Raw genomic sequence first — 13,569 nt, forward strand, 5'->3', positions numbered from 1 at the left:
TTGGGGTGGGGGGCGGGTTCAGGTGTGAGTCCGCGATCGGGCTCGGGGGCGCGGGTGGCGGTGACCGTCGTTGCGGTGAGGGCGGTGGCGGGCCGGGGTGCCTCGGTCCGTTCGGCCACGTGGTCGGCCAGGGCGCGGCAGTCCGCCGCGTCGAGGACGTCCGTGGGGCTCAGCCGTACGCCGTGGTTCTCCTCGATCTCCGCCGCGACCGCTGTCGCCAGCATGGAGTCGAGGCCGGCGGAGGAGAGGGAGGTGGTGGGTGTGACGCTCGGATCGTGCAGGACGTTCCGCACGACGGCCAGCACGGCGGCCTCGATTCCGGCCCCGGCCGCGGGCGCGGAGGAAGGCGCGGCTGCGGAGGCAGGCGTGGGCGAGGGGGCGGTCACGGCTGCGCCGTTCACCGCTTGCCGGGCCCCGGCCGCCGCCGTCCGGTACTCCATGTCCTCCAGGCGCACCAGGACGCGGCCCTCCGCGGACAGCAGGGCGGCGTGTCCGCGCCGTACCCCGTCCGGTGTGGTGTCGTCGGCGTCGAGCAGCACATGGGTGGCCCGCGCGGGATCGTCCAGCCGTACGACGCGCCCGATGGACACCGGCAGGTACGCCGCCGACACCGCGGCCGGATCGGCCAGCGTCAGGACGGCCATGCTCTGGAGCGCGGCGTCCAGGGCGACCGCGGCCCTCTCCAGGGCGTCACCGGCGGGGACGTCGACCCGGGCCAGCACCCGGGCCGCACCGAAGCGCACTTCCGTGAGGGAACGCAGAGGGGCGGTGAAGTCCATGCCCTTGGCCGCGAACCAGGCGTACAGACCGGTGGGTTCGAGGGTGCGGTCGAGCCCCGCGCGCAGGGCGTCGATGTCGTGGTCGCCGAACGTGCCGGCCGGCACCTCGTCCGCGCGGCCCGTCTCCAGGCGGGCGACGATCCGACCGCCGTGCCGGAAGGTCACCGGCCCGGTGCGGGCGAGGCCGTCGAGGTCGCTGAGGTCACTGAGGAGGGGGTGGGAGCCCGTGCCGCGGCTCACGAACCCGACCCGCCTCAGGACATCGGCGCTGCGGAGAGCCAGGGCCAGCGTCAGCGCCCCCGGCAGCGTGTCCTCACCGAACACGCGGTGGGCACGGGAGAGCCGCTGGACGATCCCCGTCACGTCGGCCGTGTCCTGGCGTGCGCCCCGGTCCGTGGTCTCCGTCCCCGTGGCGGGCGCGACGGCTGCTTCGGCCCGGAAGGGGTAGGGCGGCAGCGCGACGCGACGGGTCGGCGCTCCCTCGTACACCTGACGCCAGTCGACGACTCCGCCGCCGACGTGGAAGAAGGCCAGCCCCGTACTCAACCGGTCCTCCGGGAGCTTGAGTTGGGCCGCGATCCGGTCGGGGGTGTGCGAGGTGAAGGGGGCCAGGCGGGCGGCGAGTGCGGCGTCGGCGGGACGCTCGGCGCCGACCAGCACCGTCCCGTCACGCAGGACGATGCCGTGCAACTCCCCGTCCCCGAGGATTTCTCGGTCTCCGCGTGCGATCCGGGCGAGCCCGGCCGGCAGGGAGTCGGCCGTGGTGCCGAGGACCACGGCCCGGTGGCGCAGGTGGTCGCGTCCCATGGCGGCCGACCGGCACAGCGCGCCCGCGGCGGACGGTTCGGCGCGCAGCGCCCGTTCCAGGTCCGCCGCGCGTCGGACCAGGGCCTCGGGTGTGTGCGCGGACAGCGGCAGGAGGTACTCGCCGAGCGGAGCGTGCGCGAGGGCGTCCGGTGCGGACGGAGCGGCGTACTCCTCCACGACGATGTGGGCGTTTGTGCCGCCCATGCCGAAGGCGCTGATCCCGGCACGGCGCGGCGTGTCGGAGTGCCACGGTGTGCGCCGCGTGGGGATCACGAAGGGCCCACCCGTGAGGTCGAGGTGCGTTCCCGGTGTCTCGTGGCCCGCGAGGGGCGGGATCTCCCCGTGCCTGAGGCACAGCAGCACCTTGACCAGTCCGGCCAGTCCGCTCGCCGGTTCCAGATGGCCGACGTTGGCCTTCACCGAGCCGAGGTGGAGCGGAGTACGACGATCCGGGTCGGCGCCGAACACCTCGGTGAGCGCGGCGATCTCGATCGGGTCGCCCAGCCGGGTCGCGGTGCCGTGGGTCTCGATCAGGGAGATGTCCGCCGGGGCCGCGCCGGCGTCGTCGAGGGCGGCCCGGATGACGGCGGTCTGTGCCTCGCTGCGGGGCACGGGCAGGGCGCTGCCGCGGCCGCCGTGGTTGACGGCGGTCCCCCGGATGACGCCCCAGACGGTGTCACCGTCGCGCTCGGCGTCCTCCAGGGGCCGGAGCATGACGGCGATCGCTCCCTCGCCGGGGACGAACCCGTCGGCGCGTTCGTCGAACGGCCTCGGCAGGGTCTCGGAGAGGGCCCCGAGCTGGCTGAGGCTGCGGTAGTACCAAGGGGTGAGCCCGACGTGGCAGGCGGCCACGATCGCGGCACCGCAGGTCCCGGAGCGGAGTGCGGCGATCGCCTGCTGGACGGCGACGAGGGAGGAGGAGCACAGGGTGTCGACGGTCTGGGAGGGGCCCGTCAGGTCGAGGGCGTACGAGACGCGGTTGGCCAGCACCGCGTTCAGGGAGCCGAGGGCGGTGTGCGGTCCGACGGTGTCCAGGCCGCGGGCGTCGCGGTGGTGGGTGTAGGTGGCGCCGACGAAGACGCCGATGTCGCGGCGACCGGCGAGGCCGCTCTCGTCGCGTACCGCCCAGGCGTGTTCGAGCAGCAGTTTCTGCTGGGCGTCCATCTCCTCGGCCTCGCGTACGGAGATGCCGAAGAACGACGGGTCGAAGCGGTCGATGTCGTCGAGGAAGGCTCCTGTGCGGCAGTAGGTGCCCGTCATGTGGGGGCCGCGTGCCTCGAAGTGCGCGTCGATGTCCCAGCGTTCGGCCGGGATCTCGGTGAACGCGTGTCCGCCGGAGCGGAGCAGCGGCCACAGGGCGGCCACGTCCGGTGCGCCGGGCAGGTCCCCCGAGACGGCGACGACCGCGATGTCCCGCCCGGCCCGGCCGGCCGCCCGCCGGGGCCGCCCGACCGACCCGGCCTTCGGCTCAGGGGTCCGTACGTCCTCGAACTCGGCCCCGGACTCTTTCCCGCCCTCCGCGCCAGGCTCGGCCCCAGACTGCCTCCCGTCCCCCGCGCCAGGCTCGGCCTCGGTCTTCCGCGCGTCCCGTGCGGTGGGGTCCGTCGGTTCCGGGGTCCCGTCGGCGGCCGGGGGTGCGACCGCGCCGGCCGCCCCGTACCGGTCCGTCAACGCCTGGGCGAGGTCGGCGAAGTCGCCGTGCTCCAGGAAGAGGGTGGCCGGGAGATGGAGGCCCCAACGGCGGGAGAGTTCCTCGGACAGCTCGACGCTCATGATGGAGCTCATGCCGTAATCGGCGAGGGGCGCGCGGCGGTCGAAGGAGGACACGCCGAGCCGCTCGGCGAGGAAGCGCTCCAGCGCGTCCTCCACCCGTTCCCGTCCCTCGGCGACGTGTACGGCGTCCAGTTCACCGCTGTCCGCGCCCGTCGGCTGCCGGGTGGCGGCGGTGGCGTTCCCTTCGTCCCCGTCAGGTCCGGCTTCCGAAGCGTCGGGGTGGGCGACGACCACCTGGCGGGCGTCCCCGCCCAGCACGGCGATCAGCGCGTCCAGGGCCTCGGCCGTGCCCAGTGGCCGGACGCCCCGGCGCCGGAGCTGGTCCGCGACCGCCGTGCCCATGCCGACCTCGCCCCACAGGCCCCAGTCGACGCTGAGCCAGGGCGTGCCGTGCGCGTGGGCGAACGCGTCCAGGTAGGCGTTGGCGGCGGCGTAGCCGCCCTGGCCGAGGTTGCCGAAGGTTCCGGAGACGGAGGCGAACAGCACGGCGAAGTCGAGGTCCGTGCCGGCGACGGCGGCGGCGAGTTCGCGTACACCGGAGACCTTGGGCCGCAGGACGGCGGTGATGTCCTCGGCGGTGGTCGACCGGATCAGGCCGTCCTTGAGGGTGCCCGCCGCGTGGACCACGCCGTGCAGCTCGCCGTGCTCGTCGCGGATCCGCTCGACGACGGCGCGCAGTTCACCGGGGGCGGTGACGTCGGCGGCGTACGACACGACGGTGCATCCCGCCGGGCCGGTGTCGACCGGGTGGGACTGATCGGCTCCCGGTCGGCCGCTGCGGCTGACGAGCGCGACGAGTCCCGCGCCCTCCGCGGCGAAGCGGCGGGTCACCTCCAGACCCAGTCCCCCGTGTCCGCCGAGGACGAGATAGCGGCCGCCCCGCCGGATGGGCCGGACAGCCGGGGGGCCGGCCTGTGTGTCGAACACGCGGGCGGGTTCGTGGCGGACGCCGTTCCGGTAGCCGACCTCCGTCGGGCCGTCGTACGTCGTGGCGGTGCCGTCTCCGGTCTCCGTGGGGCTGTCGCCGAGTTCCGCGGTGAACGCGTCGTCGGAGGTGTCGTCGAGGTCGACGAGCCGGGGGCGCAGGCCGGGGTACTCGATGGCCGCCGTGCGGACGAGTCCCCACAGGGCGGCGCGGGCGGGCACCGGCACATCGTCGTGGCCCACCGGCTGGGCGTGCCGGGTCACCACGAGGAAACGGGACCTGCGCTGCCGTTCGCCGAGCGTCTTCAGGGCGGCGAGACATCCGTAGAGACCGGCGCCGAGTTCGGTGTTCTCGTCCCTGTCGCCGTCCGTCGCACCGGCGTTCCACAGGTGCACCACTCCCGCGACCGGGTCCCCGATGTGCTCCCACAGGCGCCGGAAGGCGCCCTCGTCGGCGTGCGGCAGGACGAGCCGGTCGTCCTGGAGCGCTCCGGCGGCTTCGTACGGCCGGGGGGCGGCGGGTGTGCCGAGGCCGACCTCCACCACGCGGGCGCCGTCGGCGCGCAGTCGCCCGGCGGTGCGCCGGCCGAGGGCGTCGCCGTGGTGGAGGACCACCCAGGTGCCCTGCGCGGCGTGGCGGGCCGGGCCGGGAGCGGGCCGCCAGTGGATGCGGGAGACGAGCCGCGCGGCGCGCCCGCTCGGTGCGGCGGTTCGTCCCGCTTCGGTGGTACTGCGCATGCGGACTCCGGTGAACTCCGCCGCGACCTCGCCCGACGGCCCGAGGACCAGGGCGTCGCCCGTCGAGTAGGCGCCCGCGACCCCGGTGCGGCGGGCCAGGACGGTGGCCCCGGACGCCAGGGCCGACAGATCGGTGTGGACGGCGACACGCGCGACGCCGATCGGCAGCATGGGCCGCGGCCCGGTCGTTGCGTCGAGGTCCTGGAGGGCGCAGCTCATGACCTGGAACACGCCGTCCGTCAGCAGGGGGTGGGCGAACCAGGGCAGGGGTTCGGCGTCGCTGCGCAGGACGGCGCGGGCGGTGCCCTCGCCGACGCTGAGTTCGCGGACGGTGCGGAAGTCGGGCCCGTACCGCAGGCCGGCCCGCGACCAGCCGGCGTACAGGTCGTCCGGGGTGATCGTGCGGCGGACGGTGATCCGCGGGACGGCCCCCGGGGGTGTGTCGTACGGGAGGGGCTGGCCGCGGCCGGTGGAGAGCTGTTTGCGTTCCCCGGCGGTGACGGTGCTCAACTCGAAGCGGATGTCCGGGTCGTGGACGACGTCGAGGCGGACGGCCGCCGTGGCGTCGTCGGTGAGGGTGAGGGGCCTGAGGAAGGCCACGTCGGTCAGTTCCAGCGGTGCGAACGGCCCGAGCCGGGCCACGCCCACCATCGCCATCTCCAACTGCGCCGCGGCGGGCAGCAGTCCGGTGCCCCGGGCGCGGTGCTGGGCGATGAGGGGCTCGCTCCCCGCGAAGGTCTTCTCGTACGTCTCGGCTCGCTGCGTCACTGTCCCTCGCTCCGGTGCTCGTAGTGGCGGTCGAACAGCGGGTGGCTGACGGCGTTCGTCACTGCGCGGCGACGTGCGGGGGGCGCGGCCAGCGGCTCTCGGTGGAACGGGTAGACGGGCAGGGTGGTCGTGCGGTGCCGTTTGTCCTCGTGGAGCGCGGGCCAGTTCAGGTCGGCGCCCGTGAGGTTGTGGTGGGCGGCGAGGGCGGTGTGCAGCTGGATCTGGTCGCCCCGCCCGCGCTGGAGCGTGGTGAGCCAGACGGGGTGCGGCTCGGCGAGGGTCGTACGGGCCAGGGGCGTGAGGTGGGGGTGGGGGCCGATCTCCCAGACGGCCCCCGGGTCGGTCTCCGCGAGGGCGGCCAGCGCCTGCGTGAAGCGGACGGGCCGGCGGATGGCCTCGGCCCAGTGCCCGGCGTCCACGGCGGAGTCCGGGGTGTGCCAGGTCCCCGTGAGGGTGGACGCGAACGGGACGACGGGCGGTTTGAGGGCGGTCGCGGCCACGGCCTCGGCGAACGGCGCGACGGCCGGTTCCATGTCGGCGGAGTGGAAGGCGTGGCTGACCGGGAGGAGCTGGGTGCGGTGCGGGGTGTCCTCGCGGAAGCGGGCGAGCGTGTCGGCCGGACCGGTGACGGTGTGCACGTTCGGCGCGTTGTAGGCGGCGATCTCCAGGCCGGGACGGGCACGCAGCGCGTCGATGAGGGTGTCGGTGTCGGTGTGGACGACGGCCATGGCGCCGGTCGAGGGCCGGTCCTGCATGAGCCGTCCACGCAGGGCGGTCAGCCGGAGCAGATCGGGCAGCGAGAGCACCCCTGCGGACCAGGCGGCGGTGAGTTCGCCGAGGCTGTGCCCGGCGACGGCGTCGGGGCGCACCCCGGTGGCCTCCAGGTAGCGGGTCAGGGCCACCTCGACGCTGACGATGGCGGGCTGCGCGTACCGGGTCTGCTCCAGCAGGTGCCGGGCGTCGCCCCACAGCAGATCGAGGAGGGGGACGTCGACGTGCGGGACGAGGAGGTCGGCGCAGGCGTGCAGCGCGTCGCGGAAGCGGGGCTCCGTGGTGTACAGGCCGCGGCCCATGCCGGGGTACTGGGAGCCCTGGCCGGTGAACAGGAAGGCCGTGGTGACGGTCCTGCCGGTGTACCGGACGACGGGTGTGCGGCCGGCCGCGACGTCGTGGAGGCGGTCGGCCAGTTCGCGGGCCGTGGCGCCCCGCACGGCGACCCGGTGACGCTGGGCGGCCCGGCCGGTGTTGGCGGTGAAGGCCACGTCACCCAGCCGGTCCTCGGGGGTGAGGGCCACGTGGTCGGCGTACGCGGTGGCCAGGGCGCGTACGGCGGCCTCGTCGGCGCCGGTGACACGCAGGAGATGGCTGTCCTGCGCCGGGCCCGAGGGGGCGGGCGTGTCGGGGGCCTCCTCGACGATGACGTGGGCGTTGACGCCGCCCATGCCGAACGCGCTGACCGCCGCCCGGCGCGGCCCGCTCCCCCGCGGCCACTCGACGGGCCGGTCCGCGAGGTAGAAGGGCGTGTTCTCGAAGCGGATGTGGTCGTTCGGGCGGGTCACGTTCGCCGTGGGCGGGATCACCCGGTGCTCCAGCGCCAGCAGGACCTTGACCAGTCCGGCGAGTCCGGCGGCGGGCTCCAGGTGGCCGATGTTGCTCTTGAGGGAGCCGAGCGCGCAGAACTGCGACCTCGCCGTGAAGCGGCGCCACGCCCGCATCAGCCCTTCCACCTCGATCGGATCGCCCAGCCCCGTTCCGGTGCCGTGCGCCTCGACCAGACCGATCGACTCCGGGGACACTCCCGCGTCCGCCAGAGCCGCGGCCACGACCTCCTGCTGCCCTGCGCCGCTGGGCACCGTCAGGCCGCTCGTACGGCCGCCGTGGTTGACCGCGGTCCCCCGGATGACCCCGCGTACCCGGTCCCCGTCGCGCAGCGCCGCCGCGAGGGGCTTCACCACGACCGCGACGACGCCCTCGCCGGGGACGAAGCCGTCCGCGCCCGCGTCGAAGGCGCGTGACCTGCCGGTGGGCGAGAACGACCTGAGTCGTGAGCCGAGTTGGAAGTACTGGGGCGACATCCCCAGGTGCACGCCGGCGACGATCGCCTGCTCGCACTCGCCGGCGCGGATGCTGCGCACCGCCGTGTGCAGGGCCACCAGCGACGACGAGCACAGCGTGTCGACCGTCATGCTGGGGCCGTGCAGGTCGAGGAAGTAGCTGAGCCGGTTGGCGAGGATCGCGTTGTGGTTGCCGAGGCCGGCCGCGGTCTGCACGACGTCGTCGACGACCAGGTCGCGGTAGTGCTGGTAACTGGCGCCCACGAACACGCCGGTGGAGCGGTGCGGTCTGCCGGCCAGCCCGGCGTCCTCCAGGGCACGCCAGGCCGACTGGATCAGGTGGCGCTGCTGCGGGTCGATCCACTGGGCCTCGGCGGGTGACAGCCGGAAGAAGCCGGGGTCGAAGTCGGTGAGCCCGTCGACGAAGCCGGCCCGCCTGAGGTAGACGGTGCCGGGCTCGCCGTCGGTGCCGTAGTAGGCGTCGATGTCCCAGCGGGAGGCGGGCACCTCACGGAGGCAGTCCTCACCGCCGAGCAGGACCCGCCACAACTCCCCCGGGTCGGCGGCGCTCGGGAAGACACCGTCGACGCCGATGACGGCGATGTCGTGCCGCTCGGGGTCGGCACCGCCGACGGCGGGGGCGAGGGTCGGCTCGGCCGGGTTGACGGCCGGTGGGTCGGCAGCGAAGACCGGCGCGACGGTCGGCTGAGCGGGGGCGGCGGCGACGGTCGGCTCGGGCGGGGTGAGGGCCGTTCCCGCCGGGGTGACGGTCGGTGCGGCCGGGGCGAGGGGATCCTCCCACTGGACGCCGGGGGCGGCAGTGGTGTCCGGCTCCGCCGGGTGTGCCGGCGTGTCGGGGCCGTCGGCGGCGCCGGGCGCGAGGGTGACGCCGTACTCCTCGCGGAGTTCTGCGGTGAGCCGGTCGACCGTTCCGGTCTCCAGGACGAGGGTGACCGGGATGTCGACGTCGAGCCTGGTGCGGATGTCCTGCGCCAGGGCGACCGCGAGGACGGAGTCGAGCCCCTGCTCCTGCAGCGGGCGGTCCGGTTCCAGTTCGTCGACCCCCTTCTCCAGGGCGTCCGCCACCCAGCGGGCCAGCGTGGCGTCGAGGCCGTCACCTCGTCCCCGGCCCGGGCCCGGCGGGGCGGGCGCGGGACGGTGACCGTTGCTCCGCGCGGCCGGTACCGCGGGCCTCGCGGGAGCGGCGTCGGCGCTGCGGGCCGTGACGGGGTTCGGGGCACCGGGCGAGGGCGTGCCCGACAGCCGCTTCCAGGTGATGCCGCGGGCCTCCAGCACCGGACGGTCGCCGTCGAGGATCACCAGACTCGCGGTCAGCAGGCCGGAGTCGGGCCCGGTGTCCCTCTCGCGGTGGGCGTGGACACGGGCCGTGGCCGGGACCGGGCCGAGGACGGTGAGCCGTTCCACGGCGAACGGCACGTACAGGCCCTGCGCGCCGCACGCGGCGAGGGCGATCTGGAAGGCGCCGTCGAGGAGCGGGGCGTCGACCACGCCCTCGGGTGCGGACGTGGCGCGGAGCGTCCCCGTCGCCCGACCGGGTGCGGTGGAGAGCGCGGCGACGGTCCGGAAGGCGGAGCCGTAGGCGAGTCCGTCGCGGGCGAAGGCACGGTACAGCGACCCGAGTTCGACGGGGGTGAAGCCGTCGGCGGCCGGCGGGACGCGGAGTGCCGGCTGCTCGGGTTCGGTCAGTTCGGCGGTGGCGACGAGCGCTCCGTCGCCGTCCCGGAAGCCGAGGCGTGTTCCGTCGCGTTCGGCCGACAGGGTGGCGGGCGTCTCGACGGCCTTGCGGAACGTCAGATCGCGCAGGCCGAACCGTTCCCGGCCGACGAGTTCGGCCACCTTGCCGGGGTAGGCCGCGCCGGGCAGGGTCGGCCTGCCGAGGACGACGTGCTCGTCGGCCTCGGGCAGCCGCGCCCAGGAGTGGGTCGTGCGCCCGGTCGTGGCGGCCCCGGCGGGTACGTCGGCGCGCGGAACCTCCTGAGGTGCTGACGTGGCGGCCGGTTCCAGCCACAGGTACTTCTCGTCGTGGGGCTCGGTCGGGAAGCGTACGCCGGCCCGTCCGGGCCCGGTGTCGAGGGCGGCGCCGGTGACGAACCGCCGTGCCGTCGCCTCCAGTTCCTCCCGCCCCGCCCCGTCCGTGACCGTAGCGGTTTCCGTGCTCGTCGAACCGTCGACCACTCCCAGGTGGAGGGAGCGGGCGTCGACCACGCCGGCCAGGAACAGCCGCAGCTTGTCCTCCAGTTGTTCCAGGCTGTCGACGACGCAGGCGAGCCGGTGCCCCGCAGGCGTACGCCTGCGGCTCGCCTCGCTCAGCGCCCTCAGGGACGGGCAGTACGGGGAGCGCAGCATCAGCACCATGCGGTGCACGAGGGTGCGCAGCGCGTCGTCCGATGCGGCCGAGAGGGTCACCAGCCGGGGCAGCCGGTCGCGGTCCGCGGCCTGGTCGGGTGTCGGGGGCGCGGCCTCGACGACCACGTGCGCGTTGGCGCCGCCGAAACCGAAGCTGCTGACGCCGGCGATCCTCGGTCCCTCCCAGGGCAGCGGCCGGTCGGCCACGAACAGCGGTGAGGCCGCGAAGTCGAACGACTTGTTCGGGTCGGTGAGATGGAGGGAGGGCGGAATGGTTCCGGCCTGGAGGGCGAGGATCGTCTTGATGAGCCCCGCGATGCCGGCGGCGGGCTCCAGATGGCCGATGTTCGTCTTCACCGACCCCACGGCGACCGGCCGGGCGGACCCGCCGAGGACGGCGTGCAGCGCCTCCAGTTCGATGAGGTCACCGAGCTGGGTGCCGGTGCCGTGCGCCTCGACGTAGCCGATGTCTCCGGGGGCGACGCCGGAGGCGGCGAGCGCCTTGCGCAGCACCGCCGTCTGGGCGGGTCTGCTCGGCGCGGTGAGGAAGCCGGCGCTGCCGCCGGTGTGGTTGACGGCGGTGCCGCGGATCACGGCGAGCACCGGGTCACCGTCGCGGCGGGCGTCCGTGAGCCGCTTCAACAGGACGACGCCGCAGCCCTCTCCGCGGACATAGCCGTCGGCGCCCTCGTCGAACGCCCGGCACACCCCCTGCGGGGACAGCATGCCGTTGCGGGCGAAGGACCGCGTCTTGTCCGGCGTCAGCACCAGGTTGGCGGCGCCGACCACCGCGGCGTCGATGTCGCCCGACCTCAGGTGGACGGCGGCCTGGTGGAGGGCGACGAGGGACGACGAGCACGCCGTGTCGACGGCCATGCTCGGCCCCGACCAGTCGAAGACGTGCGACAGCCGGTTGGCGACCATGGAGATCGCGGTGCCCGTGGCGACGTGCGGGTCGCTGTGGCCGATGCTCCGGGCGACCAGCTCCGGGAAGTCGCTGGCGATGGTGCCGACGAAGACGCCGGTGTCGCCGCCGAGCGAGGTGTGGTCGTGGCCGCCGCTCTCCAGTGCCTCGGCGGTCACGCTCAGGAGCATCCGCTGCAGGGGGTCGAGGCGACGGGCCTCGCGGTCGGTGAGGCCGAAGCGTGCGGGGTCGAAGTACTCGACGCCGTCGACCCAGCCCATCGGTATCGCGTCCGCCTCGGCGCCGGTCCACAGCCGGGCCCAGCCGCGCCTGCCCGCCGGGGCGTCACCGACGCTGGAGACCCCGTCGGCCAGGTTGCGCCAGAACTCGTCCGGCGTGGCGGCGCCGGGGAACCGGCACGCCATCCCGACCACGGCCAAGGCCCCCTCGGGCGCCTCCTCCCGCGCTGCCTCGGGCGACTCGCCCCGCACCGTCTCGGGCGCCTTCTCCCGCACCGGTCGGGCCTCGGCCCGTGCGGATTCCGCCACGCCGGTCCGGGTCCCCTGCCCTGCCTCGGCCGTCTCCCGTACGGGCGCGGCGGCATCGACCGGGGTCTGCGCCCGCGAGGCCGGTCGGGCGACTCGTACCACGCCTTCGTCGGCCAGCAGCCGCGCCAGCTTGGCCGGGGTACCGGTCGCGAAGACCGACGGGGCGGTGATCTCCGCGCCCAGCTCCCGGCCGAGGCGCACGGCGGCGACGGTCGCATTGGCCGACTCACCGCCGAGATCGAAGAAGTTGGCGTCCGCCGGGAAGTCGGCCTGTCCCAGCACGTCGCCGAAGACGCGGGCGACGAGCACGGTCAGCGCCTCGCCGGTGAGGACGGCACCCTCGGTGGCCGGCGTCGTGTCCGGGGCGAGGGTCGTCGTGTCCGTGCGCAGGATCGTGTCGCGTGTGGGCCGGGGCAGTCGGGCGCGGGCCACCTTGCCGTTGTCGGTCAGGGGCAGGGCGTCGAGCCGTACGTACGCGTCCGGCACCATGTACTCGGGCAGGGTGGCGCCGAGGTGCTCGTCCAACCGGTCCTTCGCGGGCAGGTCGTCGCCCACCAGATAGGCGGTCAGACGCGGCTCGCCCCGGCCCTCGAAGCGTGCGGCGACGACGACGGCCGCGGTGACGCCGGGGAGCCGTTCCAGCACCTGCTCGATCTCGGCGGGCTCGATGCGGTTGCCCCGCACCTTCACCTGGGCGTCGGCGCGGCCGAGCCATTCCAGGGCGCCGTCGGCGTGGAGCCGTACCTCGTCGCCGGTGCGGTACATGCGTACCCCGGTCCCGGGGTGGACGGTGAAGGCGTCGTCCGTGAGGTCGGGCCGGTGGGCGTAGCCCCGCGCGAGGCCGGTGCCGGAGATCCACAGCGCGCCCTCCGTACCGGGTGCGCAGGGGGTGAGGTGCTCGTCCAGGACGTGCAGCCGCAGGTTCGGCAGCGGTTCGCCCAGCGGGACGAAGGTGCCCACGGAGGTGACGCGGTGGGCGGAGGCCCAGATGGTGGCCTCGGTGGGCCCGTACAGGTTCCACAGGGCTCGGGCCGTGGCGTGCAGGCTCTCGGCGACGCTGCGGGGGAGGGCCTCGCCGCCCGATAGGACGGTGAGGTCGGCGGGCGGGGTCCAGCCGGTTGCCAGCAGCAGCCGCCACATGCTGGGGGTGGCCTGGGCGACGGTCACCCGGTCGGCCAGTTCGGCGAGGCGCCGCGGATCGCGGGCCGTCTCGCGGGAGGCGAGGACGACCTCGGCGCCGACGGTCAGCGGCAGCAGGAGTTCCAGCAGGGAGATGTCGAAGGCGACCGTCGTATGGGCGAGGACGACGTCGTCGGCGGAGGTGCCGAGCCGTTCGCCGATCCCGGTGAGGAAGTCGGCGAGCGCCCCGTGCTCGATCTCGACGCCCTTGGGGGTGCCCGTGGATCCGCTGGTGAACAGGGTGTACGCGAGGTCGTCCGCGGTGACGGTCGGCGACACGGCCGGTGCCGACCCGTCCGCCTCGGGTACGAGCAGGGCGGTGCCCAGGGAGGCGCCGAGCGCGTGGGTGGCGGGGTCGGTGAGGATCAGGTCGCACCGGGCGACCTCGGTGTAGCCGCGCAGCCGGTCGGTGGGGTGTCCGGGGTCGAGGGGCAGGAAGGACGCCCCGGCGCGGAGGATGCCGAGCAGGGCCGGGAGCAGCGGGATGCCCCGGTCGAGGAGGACACCGACGACCGACCCGGACTCGATGCCCTGGTCGTGCAGACGGGCGGCGATCGCGTCGGCCCAGGCCTCGAGAGCCGCGTAGTCGAGGGTGCGGGCGCCGCTGCGGACGGCGGTGGCCGTGGGCCGGGCGGCGACGGTGGCGGCGAACAGGTCGAGGACGGTCGCGCCGCCGGGCGCCGTCGTCTCCTCGGCGGGCGGCGGGGCGTCGCCGTCGGACATGGGGG

The 13,569-nt window shown here is 74.9% G+C and carries 2 protein-coding genes; both read right to left on the reverse strand.

Features of this window, described 5'->3' with window-relative positions; genetic code table 11:
* Window positions 1-5,789 (reverse strand): SDR family NAD(P)-dependent oxidoreductase (locus tag AOK23_RS50215; protein WP_240496543.1); only part of this gene is annotated, 5,789 nt, incomplete at its 3' end.
* A partial coding sequence (locus tag AOK23_RS24920) for a polyketide synthase (protein ID WP_157878145.1) occupies window positions 5,786-13,569 on the reverse strand: 7,784 nt, incomplete at its 5' end. The genes AOK23_RS24920 and AOK23_RS50215, both read right to left, overlap by 4 nt.

It is taken from the genome of Streptomyces torulosus, from assembly GCF_001419765.1.
Taxonomy (GTDB): Bacteria; Actinomycetota; Actinomycetes; order Streptomycetales; family Streptomycetaceae; genus Streptomyces; species Streptomyces torulosus.